This is a genomic window from Mesorhizobium sp. M0074 (assembly GCF_040322975.1).
In the GTDB taxonomy this organism is placed as follows: Bacteria; Pseudomonadota; Alphaproteobacteria; order Rhizobiales; family Rhizobiaceae; genus Mesorhizobium.
Genome location: NZ_JAMYUM010000021.1, coordinates 18265 through 36793, shown reverse-complemented (window position 1 = coordinate 36793; position 18529 = coordinate 18265). Strand labels below are relative to the sequence as shown.

Here is an 18529-nt window from a genome sequence, read left to right as displayed (position 1 = left end):
CTTACGAAACCTTCTTGTTCTTGGCGTTCAGCTTGGCCACGTCGAGGACGACAGGCTGCTGGGCGACATGCGGATGTTCCGTGCCTGCATAGACGCGGAGGTTCTTCATCTGGCGACGGCCGAGCGGGCCACGCGGGATCATGCGTTCGACGGCCTTCTCGACGACACGTTCGGGGAAACGACCCTCGAGCAGCTGGCGCGCGGTGCGCTCCTTGACGCCGCCGGGGTGGCCGGTGTGCCAGTAATAGACCTTGTCGGTGAACTTCTTGCCGGTGAACACCACCTTGTCGGCATTGATGACGATGACGTTGTCGCCGTCGTCGACGTGCGGGGTGAAGGTGGGCTTGTGTTTGCCGCGAAGATGATTGGCGATGACAGTGGCGAGACGGCCGACGACGAGACCCTCGGCGTCGATCAGCACCCACTTCTTCACCACATCCGCAGGCTTCTGCGAAAAGGTTGCCATGGATTGTTGCTTTCGGTTCGGACCTTCAAAAGAAGGCGTTTCTTGTTGCTTGGATTGGCGAAAGGCGCTTGCCCGCCGCCAATAACAAAACGGCGGCCTTTGCGGGCCGCTGTTCCGTGAGGGCTTATAGGAGAGGACGGCGACTGCGTCAAGGCGCGTGAAATGTCGGAGAGCTATCAAAATCCAGCAAAAACAATGCTTTGCATGAAAGGTATTATTTTACCACATCATCAATCCGCTTTGGCGGGATCGAATAGGTGCCCGTTGCGTGCGCTACCGTGTGTCCCTCCGGGCCGGCGACGATGTCGATATCGAACACCATCAGGCTCTTGCCGAGCTTGAGGATGCGGCAATGGCCGTCGATAGGACCACTCTCGGCCTTGCGGACGAAATTGATGTTGAGACTGGTGGTGACCGAAAGTGCATCCGGTCCGGCATGCGAGAGCACGCAGACATAGCCGCCTATGTCGGCCAGCGTGAACAGCGCCGAACCCGACACGGTGCCGCCGGGACGCAAATGGCGCTCGTCGGCATTGAGCCGCACGATGCAGCCGCCTGGAAACACCTCCAACGCCTCATAGAAGGTGAACTGGTCGTTGAGCTGCGGGAAAACGGTCGCCATCAGCGCGTTGATTTCGGCAGCCGTCAGCACGGGCTTGAGATTGCTGTGGGCAGGCATGGCGGTCTCTCGTTTGCGCCTGCCTGTTTGAGCGCAGCATGCCGTTTCTGGCAACAGCCATTCATTATGGCAGAAGCGGACGAGGGAGTTGGACGAAGCGAGACGGCATACTAGATTAGTCCATCATCGATCCGGAATCGCGGAGGAACGACCTATGGCCGAAATCGTCGCCATCAAGCCTGCCGTTGCCGAAGGGCCGGTCACCGCCCGGCTGGACAAGGGCGTGCTCCGCCTGACGCTCGCCAATCCGCCGGCCAATGCTCTTTCGCTTGCAGTGATGGCGGCGCTGATGGCGGAACTCGACCGCGCCAAGGCCGACAAATCCGTCCGCGTCATCGTGCTCGGGGCGGCCGGCAAAGTGTTCTGCGCCGGACACGACCTCAAGGAGTTGAGCGCGCACCGCGCCGATGCCGATCGCGGCAGGGGCTTCTTCGAAAAGACCTTTTCCGCCTGCGCTTCACTGATGCAGGCGATCGTTCGCCATCCTAAGCCGGTGATCGCCGAAGTCGACGGCCTGGCGACGGCGGCTGGATTGCAGTTGGTCGCCAGCTGCGATCTCGCCATCGCCTCGCACGAGGCGACCTTCTGCACGCCGGGTGTTAACATCGGCCTGTTCTGCTCGACGCCGATGGTGGCGCTGTCGCGCAACGTCTCGCGCAAGCACGCCATGGAGATGCTTTTGACCGGCGAGACGATCGATGCGGCAACCGCCAAGGAATTCGGCTTGGTCAACCGCGTCGTGCCGCGCGAATATCTGAATCAGATTGTCACCAAATACGCGCAAACCATTGCGTCCAAATCCTCCCTGGTCGTCAAGATCGGCAAGGAAGCCTTCTACGAACAGGCAGAAATGGGGTTGGCCGAGGCCTATGATTACACCGGACGCGTCATGGTCGAGAACATGCTGGCGCGCGACGCGGAAGAGGGCATCGGCGCCTTCATCGGAAAGCGCAAGCCGGAATGGCCGGAGGAATAGGAGGCGGATATGGAACCGCGCATCTCCATCATCACCATCGCCACCGACGATCTCGACCGTGCGACGCGCTTCTATGAGGCGATGGGCCTGACCCGCCATGCCGGGATCACCGACGGCGTTGCCTTCTTCCAGATGGGCGGCGCTATTCTTGGCTTGTTTCCGCGCCCAAGCGCCGAAGAGGATTCGGGGCGTCAGCTTCTCGAAGGCGCCGTCGGCCGTCTACCTCGCCTACAACACCCGCTCTGACGCCGAGGTCGACGAAGTGCTTGCGGCGGCTGAGAAGGCCGGCGGCAAGATCGTCAAGCCGGCCGGGCGCGCCTTCTGGGGCGGCTGGTACGGCTATTTCGCCGATGCCGACGGGCATGTCTGGGAAGTCGCGCACAATCCGGCTTTTCCGATCGCGGAAGACGGATCGATTTCGCTGCCGGGCTGACGACGTTCTCCCTGGCCCATTGCAAGCCACTTGCTCGGCTGTTGGCACCTCACTCTGAAGCGCTGTATGACGAGGCATGAACCACGACGCCTACGACAACGCCTATATCGCCGGCATCCTCAATTCGGTGAAGACCATCGCCATGGTCGGCGCGTCGGCCAATGACGTGCGGCCGAGCTACTTTGTGCTGAAATATCTGCTCGGCAAGGGGTTTTCGGTGTTCCCGATCAATCCCGGCCAGGCTGGCAAGGCGATTCTAGGCCAGATGACCTATGCCAGACTCGCCGACGTTCCAGGACCTGTCGATATGGTCGACGTGTTTCGCGCTTCCGCTGCCGTGCCCGGCATTGTCGACGAGGTGCTGCGGCTCGATCCGCTGCCGAAGGTCATCTGGATGCAGCTTGGCATACGCCATGACGAGGCGGCCGCGCGCGCCGAAGCCGCCGGCATCAAGGTGGTGATGAACCGTTGCCCCAAGATCGAATATGGCAAGCTGTCCGGCGAGATCGGCTGGACCGGCGTCAATTCCGGCGTGCTGTCGTCGAAGAAGCCGCTGATGCGGCCGGGATTCCAGAGTTTCGGCGTTCGCCAGAAGTAGGTAGTGAATAGTGAATGGTGAATAGAAGGATTTTTCTGGAAGGCGGGCAAGGCGGCATATGAGCCGCTTGCAATCAAGGTGGCGCTGGCCGACTTTGCCATTCACCATTCACCATTCACCATTCACCATTGAGGGAGGTTTTCGATGGCCCGCACGCCCGGTTTCAATACGCTCGCCGTCCATGCCGGCGCCAAGCCGGATCCGGCGACCGGCGCACGCGCGACGCCGATCTACCAGACCACCTCCTTCGTCTTCGACGATGCCGACCATGCCGCCTCGCTGTTCGGGCTGAAGGCGTTCGGCAATATCTACACCCGCATCATGAACCCGACGCAGGCGGTGCTGGAAGAGCGCATCGCGGCACTCGAAGGCGGCACGGCAGGCCTTGCCGTCGCCTCCGGTCATGCCGCGCAGGTGCTGGTCTTCCACAATCTGATGCAGCCCGGCGATAATTTCGTTTCCGCGACAAAGCTTTACGGCGGCTCGATCAACCAGTTCGGCCACGCCTTCAAGAATTTCGGCTGGCAGGTGCGCTGGGCCGACACCAGCGATATCTCGACCTTCGAGAGCCAGATCGACGACAGGACCAAGGCGATCTTCATCGAGAGCCTGGCTAACCCTGGCGGCGTCTTCGTCGATATCGAGAAGATCGGCGACATCGCCCGCAAGCACGGCCTGCCGCTGATCGTCGATAACACGCTGGCCTCGCCCTACCTGCTGCGGCCGATCGAGCATGGCGCCGACATCGTCGTGCATTCGCTGACCAAGTTCATCGGCGGCCACGGCAATTCCATCGGCGGCGCCATTGTCGACGGCGGCACCTTCGACTGGTCGAAGTCGGGCAAATATCCGATGCTGTCGGAGCCGCGCCCCGAATATGGCGGCCTCGTACTGCACGAAACCTTCGGCAATTTCGCTTTCGCCATTGCCGCCCGCGTGCTCGGCCTGCGCGACATCGGCGCGGCGATTTCGCCGTTCAATGCATTCCTGATCCTGACCGGTCTGGAAACCTTGCCGCTCAGGATGCAGCGCCACTGCGACAATGCGGCGGCGGTCGCCGGATGGCTTTCCAACCATCCCAAGGTCGCCTGGGTGTCCTATCCCGGCCTGCCCAGCGACAAGAACAATGCGCTGCAGAAGAAGTACTCGCCGCTTGGCGCCGGCGCGGTGTTCACATTCGGGCTGAAGGGCGGCTATGCGGCGGGCATCAAGTTCGTCGAGGCGCTCGAACTGTTCTCGCATCTGGCCAATGTCGGCGACACCAAGTCGCTGGTCATCCACCCTGCATCGACCACGCATCGCCAGCTTTCCGACGAGCAGAAGATCAACGCCGGGGCGGGGCCGGACACGGTCAGGCTTTCGGTCGGCATCGAGGACGTCAACGACATCGTCGCCGATCTGGAACAGGCCCTCGCCAAGGTTTGATCGCCATGACCACGCCGAAATTTCTGTCCGTCGACATCGACGCCGTCGAAGCCGAGCATGGCGCACCGGCGCTGGATCGCCTGATTTCGGGCGATCCGAAATTCCGCACCTGGAACGTCGAGGAACAGGACGGCGGCCTTTATGCCGGCATCTGGGAAGCAACGCCCGGCAAATGGCGCATCGAATATGACGAGTGGGAGTTCTGCCACATTCTGTCAGGGGTTTCGGTGATCGCCGAAGACGGCGGGAAGGCGCGCACCATCGGGGCCGGAGACAGCTTCGTGCTGAGGCCGGGCTTCAAGGGAAGCTGGGAAGTGCTTGAAACGACCCGCAAGGAGTATGTGATCAAGCTTTGATCTCGCATCGCGCCGGACCGAATGCTCAGAAGTGTACGGCGAGCGTTTCCAGGCCGTGGAAATGATAGGTGTCGCGGAAGCGCGGCTGTTCGGCAAGATGCAGCTGCGGTAGCCGGTCGAACAAGGTTTTCAGCGACACCTGCAGTTCGAGCCGGGCGAGCGGCGCGCCGATGCAGAAATGGATGCCGGCGCCGAACGATACGTTCTTCTGGTCGGCACGGTCCGGCCTGAAGGCGAGGGGCTCGGCAAACGCAGTAGGGTCGCGATTGGCCATGCCGAGCAACAGCCCGATCGTCTCGCCAGGCTGGACGATGATCCCCGGCCCGGCCTCGACCTCCTGATAGGCATAGCGCGTGAACATGTGCAGCGGCGCGTCGAAGCGCAGGCACTCTTCGACCGTCGCGGCTGTTGCTTCCGGTGAGGCGAAGAAGCGGCGCGGGTCGCCGCCTTGCGCAAGGATCGAGCGCACCGCATTGCCGGTCTGGTGGACAGTTGCCTCATGGCCGGCATTGAGCAAAAGGATGGCCGAGGATACCAGCTCGTCCTCCGACAGTTTCTGACCGTCCTCCTGTGCCCCAATCAGCAGCGACAGAAGATCCTCGCCCGGCCTCTTTCGCCGCTCGGCGACGTAGCCGCGCAGAAAATCGGAAAAGTCGCGCGCGGCGCGATTGGCCGTGTCCTCCGTCTCGCGGGTGCGGCCATGCATGTACATGGCGACCATCCGATGCGACCAGTCGAGCAGCTGCGGCCCCATCTCGACCGGCACGCCTAGCATCTCGGCAATGATGGTGATCGGCAAGGGAGCGGCGAAGGCCGTCAGCAGGTCGACTTCCCCTGGTTCGAAACGGTCGATCAGTTCGTTGGCCAACGTCTCGACGCGCGGCCTGAGCCGCTCGACCTGGCGCGAGACGAAGGCGCGGTTGACCAGCGTTCTGAGCCGTGTGTGGACGGGCGGCTCCAACTCCAGCATCGAATTGGCCTCGACACCGTCGAAGGCGCTGAGATGCGTGCGGTCCTGGCCGATGCCCCGGCTGTCCGGAATGCCGGCCGGGTTCTGGCGGCCGAAGCGGCGATCGCGCAGCAGTCGGTTGACGTCGTCGAAGCCGCCAAAACACCAGAAACCAAATTCTTCCCAGAAGAAGGCGTTCGATGCGCCATGCAGGAAGGCGTAGGCTTCATATGGGTCCTGGAAAAAAGCCGGTTCGTGCGGATCGAGCCGCAGGCGGCGGGAGGCTGGATCAAAGGCAAGATAGGGCGGCTTCAATTCGGTCATGCCAGATCATTAGCGCGGCTTGCCAGTCTGGTGCCAGACCGTATGTTGGCCCTCCCGTGAGGTGAGCCGCCGAAGCGGTTGCGGAAGGACGGTTTTCATGAATGTGATCGTGGTCGGTGCAGGCATTGCCGGGCTTTCCACGGCCTGGTCGCTGGTCAAGGCCGGGCACCTCGTCTCGATCGTCGAGCAGGGACCGATCCCCAATCCGCTCGCCGCCTCCGGCGACCATCATCGCATCATCCGCCGCGCCTACCGGGCCGGAACGGGCTACGGCCGGCTGATCACCGAAGCCTATGAAGCCTGGGATGAGATGTGGGCCGATCTCCGTGAAAGCCATCTCGATCCGCGCGGCTTCATCTGCATTTCGCGCCAGCCGGGAGACGAGGCCGAGGAATACCGAGAAGGCATGGAAGCCGGGAACTACCCGTTCGAATTGTTCGAGCCGGATGCCGCGGTCGAACGCTGGCCGTTCCTAGAACCTGGTTCATTCCGCTATGCGTATTTTTCGCCGGACGGCGGCGCGCTGCACTGCCGCAAGATCGCTGCCGGCCTCGCCAGGTGGCTGCGCGCGAACGGCGCCAATGTCTATGAGAACAGCAAGGTGGTCGAGATCGACGCCGAGGCCGGGCATGTCGTGCTGGCGGGCGGCGAAACGATGCAGGCCGACCGGATCGTCGTCGCTGCCGGCGCCTGGGTGCTAAAACTGTTCCCGGAGCTGGATGGCGAGCTGAAAACCTGGCGCACCGCGCTCGCCTATGTCGAACCGCCGGCGGACCTGAAAGCGGTCTGGCAGGCAGCACCGGTCGTCCTCAACATCGGCGGCACTGTCGACGGCTACGCCATCCCGCCGACAGGCGGCGCCGGCATGAAATTCGGCTCGGGCCTGCACAGGGTGCCGACCAGCGATGCAGACTGGAACCGTCAGCCGGTGCCGGGCGAGGGCGAGGCGATCCGCAACCTGTTTTCACCGCCGATTGCCCATATCGAGGAGTATAAGGTCACCGAGGTGGTCACCTGCGCCTACACCTTCACCGCCGACGAGAAATTCCTGGCTCACCAGAAAGGCAGATGCCTGGTCGTCTCGGCCTGCTCCGGCCACGGCTACAAGTTCGGCGCGGCAGTCGGCAGAAGGGTTGCGGCCTACGTCGGCAACGGCGATGTCGACGGCCTGAAGAAATGGCTCAGGGCGGAGGTGGCCTGAGCGCTAATACTGGCAATGCCTCGGAATATGCACGCGGCGCCAGCTGGATGAGCCCTCCCTGACCACCACGCGGCGGGCCACTGTCTGATAGGACGCCGGAATGTCGATGATGCGCCGTTGCTCCGGCCGCACGAGAACCTCTTCGGCGACGCTCTCGTATTCGGCAGGGAGGACAACGCGCCGCCGGCGTTCCGGCTCAACCACGACGATCTCGGCCATGCGTTCATAGCGCGCCTTGTGCCTGACCTTGCACAGCACCTTGCGGCCATTGATGATGCGCCATTCCCAGGAATAGCCGCCGTCATTGACCCTCACGGACCGGTAGATGGTGCGGGTGATGGCGGGCACGGTCTCGTAGCTAACGCGCGCCGGCGCGATCTGCACCACGCGCTCACGCGTCCCGTAGATCGGCGCTTCATACTGCACCTGCTGGCCGGCTGGGCTGACGAGCACATCCTCGTAGACGGTGTCGTAGACGGCCGGCCGGTTAACCTGCTCGTAGCATTCGACCGAGCGTCCGCCGGCAGCCGTTTCGGACGCCATGCCGAGAACGCTGATGCCGGTAAGGGCCAAGGAAGCAACTTTCCTGATCATCGCACTCCCCCTGTTTGAACTGCGTGAAGCGAGTTCAACGTTGAATTGTAGGGTAAGCCGTGGCCGGAAAAAGCGGTTTCACCACTTTTCGTTAAGCGATGCGGTTAAGAAACTGCTAAACAACGGCCAAGCATGAGCGCCCCTTCCCACGGCAGGAGAGGGGCTGCCGGCACGGCGACAGGCGAAACTGGTTTGGAAACCTTGATTCGACTTAACCGGATGGCTAGGAGAGGCGGCCTTGCGCTAGGGTGAGCCGGCATCCTATTTACACAATAACGATCCAGAACCGATTCTGCCCGATTGCAAATCTCCGGCGCCGGAATCCCATCCTCAAAAAGGGATAGTCCATGAAGAACCCCGTCGAAACCTACATGAACCTCGTTCCGATGGTGGTCGAACAGACCAATCGCGGCGAGCGGGCCTACGACATTTTCTCGCGGCTCCTCAAGGAGCGCATCATTTTCATCACCGGCCCGGTCGAGGATGGCATGGCGACGCTGGTCTGCGCGCAGCTGCTGTTCCTCGAGGCGGAGAATCCGAAGAAGGAAATCAACCTCTATATCAACTCGCCCGGCGGCGTCGTCACCTCCGGCATGGCGATCTATGACACCATGCAGTTCATCAAGCCTGCCGTGTCGACGCTCTGCATCGGTCAGGCCGCCTCGATGGGCTCGCTGCTCTTGACGGCGGGCCACAAGGACATGCGCTTTGCCACGCCGAACGCCCGCATCATGGTCCACCAGCCTTCCGGCGGCTTCCAGGGCCAGGCTTCCGACATCGAGCGCCATGCCCAGGACATCATCAAGCTGAAGCGTCGCCTCAACGAGGTTTACGTCAAGCACACCGGCAAGAGCTACGATGAGATTGAAAAAACGCTCGACCGTGACCATTTCATGACTGCCGACGAGGCCAGGGATTTCGGCCTCATCGACAAGGTCATTTCGTCACGTGAGCCGGTCGAAGGTATTGCCTTATAGGCCCGCGGTGGCCCTGCGGTGGCAATGAGTGGCGGGATCACGCGCTTTTGGCGCAGCTTGCGGCATTTCGGCCACAATTGGCTGTTCCCTCGACGGGTGCAATTGCCTACGTTAAGGCTATGTTGATTTTCGACGGCTTAGCTTTGCGTGGGGTTGTTCGAATCATTGCCCCGTTTTCCGATTTGTGTTTCGTACGGAATGCGTTGCGGGAGCCGGGGCACTGGCGGCAGCGGATTCCCGCGATAGATTGAATATGCGCCCTTTCAACCAGACCATCGGCGGGCGGCCATGAAAGGACAGGAAAATGAGCAAGGTCGGCAACAACAGCGGTGATTCCAAGAACACGCTTTATTGCTCGTTTTGCGGCAAAAGCCAGCACGAAGTGCGCAAGCTGATCGCCGGGCCGACGGTGTTCATCTGCGACGAATGCGTCGAACTGTGCATGGACATCATCCGCGAGGAGAACAAGACCTCGATGGTGAAGTCGCGAGAGGGCGTGCCGACCCCACAGGAAATCCTCAAGGTTCTCGACGACTACGTCATCGGCCAGCCTTACGCCAAGCGCGTGCTGTCGGTGGCCGTCCACAACCACTACAAGCGCCTCGCCCATGCCGGCAAGAACAACGACGTCGAACTCGCGAAGTCTAACATCCTGCTGATCGGCCCGACCGGCTGCGGCAAGACGTTGCTGGCGCAGACGCTGGCCCGTATCATCGACGTCCCCTTCACCATGGCCGACGCGACGACGCTGACCGAGGCCGGCTATGTCGGCGAGGACGTCGAGAACATCATCCTGAAGCTGTTGCAGTCGGCCGACTACAATGTCGAGCGCGCCCAGCGCGGCATCGTCTATATCGACGAGATCGACAAGATCTCGCGCAAGTCGGACAATCCCTCGATCACCCGCGACGTCTCGGGCGAGGGCGTGCAGCAGGCACTTTTGAAGATCATGGAAGGCACTGTCGCCTCCGTGCCGCCGCAGGGCGGCAGGAAGCATCCGCAGCAGGAATTCCTGCAGGTCGACACCGCCAACATCCTGTTCATCTGCGGTGGCGCTTTCGCCGGCCTGGACAAGATCATCTCGGATCGCGGCAGGAAGACCTCGATCGGTTTCGGCGCCATCGTCGCTTCGCCCGAGGATCGCCGCACCGGCGATGTTTTCCGCCTGGTCGAGCCTGAGGATCTCTTGAAGTTCGGCCTCATTCCCGAGTTCGTCGGCCGTCTGCCTGTCCTGGCGACGCTGGAGGATCTCGACGAGCCGGCACTGATCCAGATCCTGACCGAGCCGAAGAACGCGCTGGTCAAGCAGTATCAGCGGCTGTTCGAGATGGAGAATGTCGACCTGACCTTCCACGAGAACGCGCTCTCGGCGATCGCCAAGCGCGCCATCGAGCGCAAGACCGGCGCGCGCGGCCTGCGTTCGATCATGGAAGCGATCCTGCTCGACACCATGTTCGAGCTGCCGGCGCTGGAAGGCGTGCGCGAAGTGGTTATTTCGGAAGAGGTGGTGTCAGGCAACGCCCGGCCGCTCTACATCTATTCCGAGCAGAAGGAAAAGAAGGGCAACGTCAGCGCCTGACGTGAGCCGGCAATGGATTTTTTTTCCGAAACGGCGCCGCAGGGCGCCGTTTTGCTGTCGCAGACCGCGTACGGCGCCGCGTAATGGCTGCGGATTGGAGGGACGGACCGTGTTGACCCTTGATCTTTACCCCCCGTGCCTCCAACTAATGGCAGAAGGCCGTGGTGCCGAATTCTGTGCTGTAAAACTCCCGTCACAAACGGTGGTAGGCGGAACGATCCCCGGTCGTTAATATGAGATTCGCGGTTGGCCGATTGGCGGCCGCGACATGAAAGGTTGGACAATGGCCAAATTATCCAAGGCTCCCAGCGACGGCGTCTTCGCAGTCCTCCCACTGCGCGACATCGTGGTGTTCCCGCACATGATCGTTCCGCTCTTCGTCGGGCGTGAAAAGTCGATCAAGGCGCTGGAAGAAGTGATGGGTCAGGAAAAGCAGATCCTGCTTGCGACCCAGATGAATGCCGCCGACGACGATCCGGAGCCCGATGCCATCTTTGACATCGGCACGCTCGCCAATGTGCTGCAATTGCTGAAACTGCCGGACGGCACCGTGAAGGTGCTGGTCGAAGGCGCCTCGCGCGCGAAAATCGTCGCGTTCACCGACCGTCCCGACTTCCATGAAGCCCGTGCTGCGGCGCTGGTCGAACCGGAGGAGGAAGAGGTCGAGGTCGAGGCGCTGGCCCGTTCCGTCGTCACCGACTTCGAGAACTACGTCAAGCTGAACAAGAAGATCTCGCCCGAAGTGGTGGGTGCCGCCAGCCAGATCGACGACTATTCCAAGCTCGCCGACACGGTCGCTTCGCATCTTGCCATCAAGATCCCCGAGAAGCAGGAGATGCTCGCCACGCTGTCCGTCAAGGAACGGCTGGAGAAGGCGATGGGCTTCATGGAAGCCGAAATCTCGGTGCTGCAGGTGGAGAAGCGCATCCGCTCGCGCGTCAAGCGCCAGATGGAGAAGACGCAGCGCGAATACTATCTCAACGAGCAGATGAAGGCGATCCAGAAGGAGCTCGGCGAGGGCGAGGACGGCCGCGACGAGGCCGCCGAGATCGAGGCGCGCATCAAGAAGACCAAGCTTTCCAAGGAGGCCCGCGAAAAAGCGGAAGCCGAACTGAAGAAGCTGCGGACGATGTCGCCGATGTCGGCTGAATCGACCGTCGTGCGCAACTATCTCGACTGGCTGCTGTCGATCCCGTGGGGCAGGAACTCCAAGGTCAAGCAGGATCTGGCCTTTGCCCAGAACGTGCTCGATACGGATCATTTCGGCCTCGACAAGGTCAAGGACCGCATCGTCGAATACCTCGCCGTGCAGAGCCGTCAGAAGAAGCTGAAGGGGCCGATCCTGTGCCTCGTCGGACCTCCCGGCGTCGGCAAGACCTCGCTCGGCAAGTCGATCGCCAAGGCGACCGGCCGCGAGTTCATCCGCATGGCGCTGGGCGGCGTGCGCGACGAGGCCGAGATCCGTGGTCACCGCCGCACCTATATCGGCTCGATGCCCGGCAAGGTCATCCAGTCGATGAAGAAGGCGAAGAAATCCAACCCGCTCTTCCTGCTCGACGAGATCGACAAGATGGGCCAGGATTTCCGCGGTGATCCGTCATCGGCTTTGCTCGAGGTGCTCGATCCCGAGCAGAATTCGACGTTCATGGACCATTACCTCGAGGTCGAATACGACCTGTCGAGCGTGATGTTCGTAACGACGGCGAACACGCTGAACATCCCTGCGCCCTTGATGGACCGCATGGAGATCATCCGTATCGCCGGCTACACCGAGGACGAGAAGATCGAGATCGCCAAGCGTCACCTGATGCCCAAGGTGATCCGCGACCACGCGTTGCAGCCGAAGGAATTCTCCGTCGGCGAGGACGCGATCCGCGGCATCATCCAGACCTACACCCGTGAAGCGGGCGTCAGGAGCCTGGAGCGCGAGCTGATGAAGCTCGGGCGCAAGGCCGTGACCGAGATCCTGAAGACGAAGAAGAAGACGATCAACATCACGGCGGACAATCTTGCCGATTATCTTGGTGTTCCGCGCTTCCGCTTCGGCCAGGTCGAGAGCGACGATCAGGTCGGCGTGGTCACCGGGCTCGCCTGGACGGAAGTCGGCGGCGAGCTGTTGACGGTGGAAGGCGTCATGATGCCCGGCAAGGGCCGCATGACCGTGACCGGCAATCTGCGCGACGTTATGAAGGAATCGATTTCGGCGGCGGCGTCCTACGTCCGCTCGCGGGCCATCGATTTCGGCGTCGAGCCGCCGCTGTTCGACAAGCGCGATATCCACGTCCACGTGCCGGAAGGCGCAACGCCCAAGGACGGACCGTCGGCTGGCGTGGCGATGGCGACGGCGATCGTCTCGGTGCTGACCGGAATCCCGGTCAAGGCCGATGTGGCGATGACCGGCGAGATCACGCTGCGCGGCAGGGTGCTGCCGATCGGCGGCCTCAAGGAGAAGCTGCTTGCCGCACTTCGCGGCGGCATCAAGAAGGTGCTGATCCCGGAAGAGAACGCCAAGGATCTGGCGGAGATTCCGGAGAACGTGAAGAGCGGCATGGAGATCATTCCGGTCTCACGGGTTGGCGAAGTGTTGCGCCATGCGCTGGTGCGCATGCCGGAACCGATCCAGTGGGTTGAACCCGTCAATGCGCCGGCCGTGGTCGATGTCGGGGACGAAGCTGGTAAATCGCTGGCGCATTAGCTCTTGCTAAAGTTGCAATGCACAAAGAGAGAGCCGGGCCTTGAGCCCGGCTTTTTCATGTGAAGAACCCCGGATTTCCGGGCTTTTTTCGACTTTCCCGGCGCTTTTCGACTTGGTTGCCGGAGCGCTTCTTTCTAAAGTCCGTTTCCTGCCGGATGAGTCGAGTGTTCCGGTTTTCTCATGGAAGGGAATTTTTATGAACAAGAACGAACTGGTGTCCGCTGTCGCCGATGCCGCGAGTATTTCGAAGGGTGACGCGCAGTCGGCGGTTGATGCGGTGTTTTCCGTCATCACCGGCGAACTGAAAAAGGGCGGCGATGTCCGGCTTGTCGGCTTCGGAAATTTCACCGTGTCACAACGCGCCGCGTCGACCGGCCGCAATCCGCAGACCGGTGCGGAAGTGAAGATCCCGGCGCGCACCGTGCCGAAGTTCTCGGCCGGCAAGGGCCTCAAGGACGCGGTCAACTAAGCGCCTCCTTAAGTCTTTCAGAGAAAAGAAAAGCCGGTATATCCGGTTTTTCTTTTCTGTGCCCGCAGCGTCGTTGGAAAAGGCGGCGCTATGCCGTCGGCGCGTCAGTGCGCATCAAGCCTTCCTTCTTGAGATCGGCCCACAGCGCCGATGGCGGTTTCGCGTCGAGCAGCGAGCGATTGCTTTCGACTTCGCCCGGCCGCTGGCCGCCGGGGATTACCGAGACGACCGAAGGATGCAGCAGCGGGAACTGCAGCGCCGCCTCGATCAGGCGCACGCCGTGGCGCTTGCAGACGGCCTCGATGCGGGTGACGCGGTCGATGATGTCCTGCGGCGCCTCCGAATAGTTGTAGTAGGCGCCGGGCTTCGGCCCGGTTGCCAGGATGCCGGAATTGTACGGCCCGCCGAGAACGATGCCGATGCCGCGTTGCTGGCATAGCGGCAGGAAAGACTGCAGCGCTTCCTGCTCCAGCAGCGTGTAACGCCCGGCAAGCAGGAACAGATCGAAATCGCCGCGCTCGGCCAGCGTCTGGGCAACCGGCCACTCGTTGATGCCGCCGCCGAACGCCTTGATCACGCCCTGGTCGCGCAATGCTAGCAATCCGTAATAGCCGGAGCTCATGAATTCCTGGATGCGCTGGTCCGAGGCTTCCTTGCTGCCATGGGTGAAGATGTCGACATCATGCACGAAGAGGATGTCGATGCGGTCGACGCCGAGTCGTTCCAGCGAGGCTTCGAAGGAGCGCATGACGCCGTCATAGCTGTAATCGTAGACCTCGCGGCGCGATGGGGTGTCGAAGAATTTGCCGATGCCGGTGCGCTGTTCCGGCGGGCAGGCGCGCATGATGCGCCCGACTTTGCTGGACAGCACGTAGTCGTCGCGCTTCTTCGAACGCAGGAACGGATTGAGTCGCGTTTCGGCTAGGCCCAGCCCATAGAGCGGCGCGGTATCGTAGTAGCGGCAGCCGACCCGCCATGCCGCCTCCAGCGTAGCATTGGCATCCTCGTCGGAGACGGCGCGGTAGAGATTGCCGAGCGGCGCAGTGCCGAAGCCGAGCTCGGTGAAGGTGATGCCGCCATTACCGATGCGGTCGAAATGCCGTGTCTTCATATGCTGTCGTTTCCTCATTTGGATTTGCCGTGACACTATCACGGCTGTAGCGCATCAAAAGCACTGCGTGTCGTTGGACACCGATTTTCGCGGTGATAGCATGAGTGAAAACAAGCTGTTCGGGGCAGAGGTGACTAAGATATTCAAATGGTTCTCCGGCACCTGCAAGCTGGTGCAAATGTTATGACGGACGCCGGCGAAAACCTGTTTGGGATTGCGCTGAACGAGCTTGGCACCGTGCTGGAGCGTATCGACGCAAGCCGCATCGACGCCGCTTGCGCCATCCTGGCTGGCGCGAAAAAGATCGTCACCTATGGCTGCGGCCGCGAGGCGCTGCAGGTCCAGGGTTTTGCCATGCGGCTCTACCATCTCGGTCTGCCGGTGTCGGTCGTCGGCGACATGACCACGCCGCCGCTGGGCGAGGCCGATGTCTTCCTCGCAAGTTCCGGCCCGGGTGAGACGTCGACCGTGCTGACCTTGATGCAGGTCGCGCGCGAGGCCGGTACCACAGTCCTGCTGCTCACCGCGCAAGCCGACAGCACTGCCGCGAAGCTGGCCGATTTCGCACTGCTTATCCCGGCTCAGACCATGGCCGACGACCAGGGTCCCGAAAAGACATCCGTCCTGCCGATGGGCTCGGTTTTCGAAGGCGCGCTGTTCGTCCTCTTCGAAGTGATGGTGCTGAAGCTCAGGGATCTGACCGGCGTCTCGCCGGAAGCGATGCGCGCCCGCCACACCAATATGGAGTAGGTGTCATGCGCTACGAATTGATGCTGCCGCATCAGATACGCAAGGTGATCGCCGAAAACTGGCCGGTCGTGTTGCCGCTCGGTGTGCTTGAATATCACGGCGAGCACATGGCCGTCGGCATGGACACGCTGGCGGTGGTCAAGAGCCTGGAACTGTTCGAAAAAGAAGCCGAAATCGTCATTCTGCCGCCCTTCCATTACGGCGCGGCGAGCTATGCTGTTGCAGCACCGGAGGGCAGTGGTTCGCTGCAGGTCGGCGGCAATGTGCTGGCGCCATTTGCGGAAGAACTGTTCTATAGCCTGCTGCGCGTCGGCTTCCGCAACATCCACGCCATCATTCACCACCAGACCGAAAATTTTGCCGCCGGCATGCCAACCGATCTCGCCTTCAAGGCCGCCGGCCGGCAGGCGATCTTCCGCTTCCTGGAGAAAGAACGTGGCGAAGGCTGGTGGGGCTCTCCGGCGATGGCCGACTATTATGCCGAGCACGCCGAGGGCAGCAATTTCTTCAACTGGGTGCAGGTGCATCCGCTGATGCCGGCTTCAATGCACAGCCGGTACCCGTTCGACCATGCCGGCACCGGCGAGACGTCACTGATGCTGGCGCTGTGCCCGGAAGCGGTCGATGCCGGCCGCTTCGCCGACAACACCGGCTGGTACACGGCAAGTGCGCCCGAAGCCTCGGCGGAATTGGGGCAAAAAGGGGTTGCCATGATCCTCGAGCATTTGCGGGCAACACTTTCGGGTTAGCGCACTTTTCCCTTCTCCCACAACAAGGGGAGAAGGGAGAACCGGCGCAGTTATTTCACCGCGCCCGCTGTCATGCCCATGATCAGGTAACGCTCGAGCGCGATGCCGATGACGGCGAGCGGTGTGATGGCGGCGGTGGCAAGCGCTGCCATCGACCACCAGTTGATGCCTTGTGAGCCGGTCTGGCTGGCCACCATGACAGGAATGGTCTTTGCGTCGGTCGAGGTCAAAAGCGCGGCGAAGAAATACTCGTTCCAGCACAGCACCATCGCCAGGATGAAGGCGGCGACCATGCCCGGCAGCGCGATCGGCATGACGATGCGCAAGAAGGCGCCCCAGATCGACAGGCCGTCGACGAGTGCTGCCTCCTCCAGCTCCACCGGAATGGAGTTGAACTGGTCGCGCATGATCCAGATGACGATCGGCAGCACCATCAGCGTGTAGAGCAGGATCAGCCCGACGCGCGTGTCGAGCAGGCCGACCTCCCGGTAAAGCACGAGGAAGGGCAGGGCCAAAACCACCGGCGGCAGGATCAGCTGTGACAGGAAGAAGAAGGAAATATCCTCGTTCCTGAACCAGGCGAACTTGTAACGATAGCGGGTCAGCCCGTAGGCGGCGAGGCTGCCGATGACGATGGCGAGGCTCGACGCACCGACCGAAGTGATGACCGAATTCATGAAGCGCTTGATAAACTCGTCGCGAACCGTCGACGTCCGAAAGATCGAGTCCGGCGACAGACCGAGCGAACGCCAGCCCTTCCAGTCGGGTTTGAAATCGAGAAACGGGATCAGATGGCCCTGGGTGACGTCGACCGCGGTCTTGAACGAAGTGGTTATCGTCCAATAGATCGGGAACAGGCAGATGAAAGCCCAGAAGATGAGCGCGCCATAGATGAAGACGCGGTTGGCGACGAAGCTCGCCGGCGAGCGGATTTCGGAAGCGGCATAGTCGGTGGTCTGAACGCTCATCTTGCCAGCCCGATCAGTTGACGTTGCGCACGAAGCGGCTGGCGAATTTCAGCAGCCAGGTCACGAACACGATGATGATGATCAAATAGGCCATCGCCAGCATCGTGCCGTAGCCGACGTTCGAGCGGTCGCGATATTCGCGGTAGATGAAACTGGACACCGAATCGGTCGCGCCGCCGGGGCCGCCGGAGGTGACGGTGATGATGATATCGGCGAGCTTCAGCTTGAAGATGATGCGCAGGATGACCGCCGTCACCGACACCGGCAGCATCAGCGGGAAGGTGACCTGCCAGAAGGTCTGCCAGGCAGTGGCGCCATCGACACGCGCTGCCTCGAGCACCTCGCGCGACATCGCCTGCAGGCCGGCGAGCAGCATGATCATCATGAACGGGATGAACGTCCACGCGTCGAGCACCATGATCGAGATGCGGGCGGTGATCGGGTTGGAGAAGAAGGCGGGGTTTTCCCAGCCGAGATGCCGCGCTAGTGTCGCGGCCGGCCCGAAGCGGTATTCCATCAGCGACTTGCCGATCATCCACGACACCGCCACCGGCGACAGCATCAGCGGCATGAGAAACACGACGCGGAAGAATTTTCGCGCCCGGATCTGCGCGTTGAGCAGCAGCGCCAGGCCGAAGGCGATGACATATTCGACGAACACCGCCAGCACGTAGAGCACCATGTTGAACAGCGCGTTGCGATAATAGGCGTCGTTCAGCATCTGCCAGAAATTGTCGAGCCCGTTGAACTGCCGTCCGCTGAAGGAACTGAGGTTCCAGTCGGTCAGCGCGATATAGAAGCCGAACAGCGTCGGGAAGATCACCATGGCAATGGTAAACAGCAGCGCCGGCAGCAGGAACAGCGCGCGCTGGCCGTCCTCGCCGCGCGTCAGTACCTGGCCGATGCCGAGCGCGACACCCCACAGCACGTAGGCGTAGACCACCGGCCGCCAGGTCTCGAAGCCGATAGTGTCGACCTCGCTCTTGTAGAGGATTTGCAGTGCGATCACCGCCAGAAGGCCGAGCGTCGCAGCAGCCATCAGAGCCCAGCCAAGCCGTTTGCGGCTCCGCGGTATCAGGTCGGATGGCACGGCGCCTGCCGGCCATTCACTTGTCGACAAAGTCTGGTCAGCCAGGGTCCGGTCAGCCACGCGTTCTTGCCCGTTCACAGGAGGCTCGATGACCGGCCGAGCCGGTCGAGGCCAAGTCGGTCAAGGTGAGGTCCGGCGGC

18 protein-coding genes and 1 pseudogene are annotated in these 18529 nt (G+C 61.8%); 12 read left to right on the top strand and 7 right to left on the bottom strand.

The window, feature by feature from the left end; genetic code table 11:
• Nucleotide 1: 1 nt before the first annotated feature.
• Both rplM and NKJ73_RS25090 read right to left on the bottom strand, forming a co-directional pair.
• On the bottom strand, nt 2-466 hold the full coding sequence (gene rplM / locus NKJ73_RS25095; protein WP_023674645.1) for a 50S ribosomal protein L13: 465 nt from the start codon (nt 464-466) through the stop codon (nt 2-4).
• A gap of 214 nt (nt 467-680) precedes the next feature.
• Complete coding sequence (locus NKJ73_RS25090; RefSeq protein WP_352571448.1) at nt 681-1145, bottom strand: PaaI family thioesterase; 465 nt, start codon at nt 1143-1145, stop codon at nt 681-683.
• 154 nt (nt 1146-1299) lie between these two features.
• Between NKJ73_RS25090 and NKJ73_RS25085 the strand changes: the two genes are divergently transcribed.
• From NKJ73_RS25085 to NKJ73_RS25065, 5 genes and pseudogenes are all read left to right on the top strand, one after another.
• Entirely contained in the window at nt 1300-2121 is an 822-nt protein-coding gene (locus NKJ73_RS25085; RefSeq protein ID WP_352571447.1) for an enoyl-CoA hydratase, read from the top strand.
• A 9-nt stretch (nt 2122-2130) separates the two neighbouring features.
• Nucleotides 2131-2554: pseudogene (locus NKJ73_RS25080) on the top strand (VOC family protein).
• Nucleotides 2555-2630: 76 nt separating this feature from the next.
• Nucleotides 2631-3152: a CoA-binding protein gene (locus NKJ73_RS25075; RefSeq protein ID WP_352571446.1), complete on the top strand. Its 522-nt coding sequence runs from the start codon at nt 2631-2633 to the stop codon at nt 3150-3152.
• 144 nt (nt 3153-3296) lie between these two features.
• Nucleotides 3297-4577, top strand: a complete 1281-nt coding sequence (locus NKJ73_RS25070) for an O-acetylhomoserine aminocarboxypropyltransferase (protein WP_352449342.1) — start codon at nt 3297-3299, stop codon at nt 4575-4577.
• A 5-nt stretch (nt 4578-4582) separates the two neighbouring features.
• On the top strand, nt 4583-4933 hold the full coding sequence (locus NKJ73_RS25065) for a cupin domain-containing protein (RefSeq protein WP_352571445.1): 351 nt from the start codon (nt 4583-4585) through the stop codon (nt 4931-4933).
• 25 nt (nt 4934-4958) lie between these two features.
• Here NKJ73_RS25065 and NKJ73_RS25060 read toward each other — a convergent pair whose 3' ends face one another.
• A complete protein-coding gene (locus NKJ73_RS25060; RefSeq protein ID WP_023674652.1) occupies nt 4959-6206 on the bottom strand; it encodes a cytochrome P450 in 1248 nt (415 codons plus the stop codon).
• A 97-nt stretch (nt 6207-6303) separates the two neighbouring features.
• Between NKJ73_RS25060 and NKJ73_RS25055 the strand changes: the two genes are divergently transcribed.
• Nucleotides 6304-7407, top strand: coding sequence for an NAD(P)/FAD-dependent oxidoreductase (locus NKJ73_RS25055; protein WP_023674653.1), 1104 nt, complete (start codon nt 6304-6306; stop codon nt 7405-7407).
• A 3-nt stretch (nt 7408-7410) separates the two neighbouring features.
• On the opposite strand, the gene NKJ73_RS25050 is transcribed toward NKJ73_RS25055, so the two are convergent.
• Nucleotides 7411-8001, bottom strand: coding sequence for a hypothetical protein (locus NKJ73_RS25050; RefSeq protein WP_352571444.1), 591 nt, complete (start codon nt 7999-8001; stop codon nt 7411-7413).
• Between the two features lie 347 nt (nt 8002-8348).
• Between NKJ73_RS25050 and NKJ73_RS25045 the strand changes: the two genes are divergently transcribed.
• From NKJ73_RS25045 to NKJ73_RS25030, 4 genes are all read left to right on the top strand, one after another.
• The gene (locus tag NKJ73_RS25045; protein ID WP_023674655.1) at nt 8349-8978 is read left to right on the top strand and encodes an ATP-dependent Clp protease proteolytic subunit; all 630 of its coding nucleotides are present in this window, start codon (nt 8349-8351) and stop codon (nt 8976-8978) included.
• Nucleotides 8979-9282: 304 nt separating this feature from the next.
• The gene (gene clpX / locus NKJ73_RS25040; protein WP_006332719.1) at nt 9283-10557 is read left to right on the top strand and encodes an ATP-dependent Clp protease ATP-binding subunit ClpX; all 1275 of its coding nucleotides are present in this window, start codon (nt 9283-9285) and stop codon (nt 10555-10557) included.
• Nucleotides 10558-10840: 283 nt separating this feature from the next.
• Nucleotides 10841-13252 carry an endopeptidase La gene (gene lon, locus NKJ73_RS25035; protein ID WP_023674656.1) on the top strand — a complete coding sequence of 804 codons (2412 nt, stop codon included), beginning with the start codon at nt 10841-10843 and terminating at the stop codon, nt 13250-13252.
• A 196-nt stretch (nt 13253-13448) separates the two neighbouring features.
• Nucleotides 13449-13721, top strand: coding sequence for an HU family DNA-binding protein (locus tag NKJ73_RS25030; RefSeq protein WP_023674657.1), 273 nt, complete (start codon nt 13449-13451; stop codon nt 13719-13721).
• An 88-nt stretch (nt 13722-13809) separates the two neighbouring features.
• Here NKJ73_RS25030 and NKJ73_RS25025 read toward each other — a convergent pair whose 3' ends face one another.
• Nucleotides 13810-14832: an aldo/keto reductase gene (locus NKJ73_RS25025; RefSeq protein WP_352465572.1), complete on the bottom strand. Its 1023-nt coding sequence runs from the start codon at nt 14830-14832 to the stop codon at nt 13810-13812.
• 183 nt (nt 14833-15015) lie between these two features.
• Between NKJ73_RS25025 and NKJ73_RS25020 the strand changes: the two genes are divergently transcribed.
• Both NKJ73_RS25020 and NKJ73_RS25015 read left to right on the top strand, forming a co-directional pair.
• The gene (locus tag NKJ73_RS25020; RefSeq protein ID WP_352465573.1) at nt 15016-15582 is read left to right on the top strand and encodes an SIS domain-containing protein; all 567 of its coding nucleotides are present in this window, start codon (nt 15016-15018) and stop codon (nt 15580-15582) included.
• Between the two features lie 5 nt (nt 15583-15587).
• Complete coding sequence (locus NKJ73_RS25015; protein ID WP_023674660.1) at nt 15588-16331, top strand: creatininase family protein; 744 nt, start codon at nt 15588-15590, stop codon at nt 16329-16331.
• Between the two features lie 50 nt (nt 16332-16381).
• On the opposite strand, the gene NKJ73_RS25010 is transcribed toward NKJ73_RS25015, so the two are convergent.
• A complete protein-coding gene (locus NKJ73_RS25010; RefSeq protein WP_352571443.1) occupies nt 16382-17299 on the bottom strand; it encodes a carbohydrate ABC transporter permease in 918 nt (305 codons plus the stop codon).
• Between the two features lie 13 nt (nt 17300-17312).
• The gene (locus tag NKJ73_RS25005; protein ID WP_031211226.1) at nt 17313-18434 is read right to left on the bottom strand and encodes a carbohydrate ABC transporter permease; all 1122 of its coding nucleotides are present in this window, start codon (nt 18432-18434) and stop codon (nt 17313-17315) included.
• Between the last annotated feature and the right edge of the window lie 95 nt (nt 18435-18529).

Coding starts and splice junctions, on each gene's coding strand:
- NKJ73_RS25015 (WP_023674660.1), top strand. CDS start 15,588: ATGCGCTACGAATTGATGCTGCCGCATCAGATACGCAAGGTGATCGCC.
- clpX (WP_006332719.1), top strand. CDS start 9,283: ATGAGCAAGGTCGGCAACAACAGCGGTGATTCCAAGAACACGCTTTAT.
- NKJ73_RS25045 (WP_023674655.1), top strand. CDS start 8,349: ATGAAGAACCCCGTCGAAACCTACATGAACCTCGTTCCGATGGTGGTC.
- NKJ73_RS25030 (WP_023674657.1), top strand. CDS start 13,449: ATGAACAAGAACGAACTGGTGTCCGCTGTCGCCGATGCCGCGAGTATT.
- NKJ73_RS25010 (WP_352571443.1), bottom strand. CDS start 17,299: ATGAGCGTTCAGACCACCGACTATGCCGCTTCCGAAATCCGCTCGCCG.
- NKJ73_RS25070 (WP_352449342.1), top strand. CDS start 3,297: ATGGCCCGCACGCCCGGTTTCAATACGCTCGCCGTCCATGCCGGCGCC.
- NKJ73_RS25055 (WP_023674653.1), top strand. CDS start 6,304: ATGAATGTGATCGTGGTCGGTGCAGGCATTGCCGGGCTTTCCACGGCC.
- lon (WP_023674656.1), top strand. CDS start 10,841: ATGGCCAAATTATCCAAGGCTCCCAGCGACGGCGTCTTCGCAGTCCTC.
- NKJ73_RS25050 (WP_352571444.1), bottom strand. CDS start 8,001: ATGATCAGGAAAGTTGCTTCCTTGGCCCTTACCGGCATCAGCGTTCTC.
- NKJ73_RS25065 (WP_352571445.1), top strand. CDS start 4,583: ATGACCACGCCGAAATTTCTGTCCGTCGACATCGACGCCGTCGAAGCC.
- rplM (WP_023674645.1), bottom strand. CDS start 466: ATGGCAACCTTTTCGCAGAAGCCTGCGGATGTGGTGAAGAAGTGGGTG.
- NKJ73_RS25020 (WP_352465573.1), top strand. CDS start 15,016: ATGACGGACGCCGGCGAAAACCTGTTTGGGATTGCGCTGAACGAGCTT.
- NKJ73_RS25025 (WP_352465572.1), bottom strand. CDS start 14,832: ATGAAGACACGGCATTTCGACCGCATCGGTAATGGCGGCATCACCTTC.
- NKJ73_RS25090 (WP_352571448.1), bottom strand. CDS start 1,145: ATGCCTGCCCACAGCAATCTCAAGCCCGTGCTGACGGCTGCCGAAATC.
- NKJ73_RS25075 (WP_352571446.1), top strand. CDS start 2,631: ATGAACCACGACGCCTACGACAACGCCTATATCGCCGGCATCCTCAAT.
- NKJ73_RS25085 (WP_352571447.1), top strand. CDS start 1,300: ATGGCCGAAATCGTCGCCATCAAGCCTGCCGTTGCCGAAGGGCCGGTC.
- NKJ73_RS25060 (WP_023674652.1), bottom strand. CDS start 6,206: ATGACCGAATTGAAGCCGCCCTATCTTGCCTTTGATCCAGCCTCCCGC.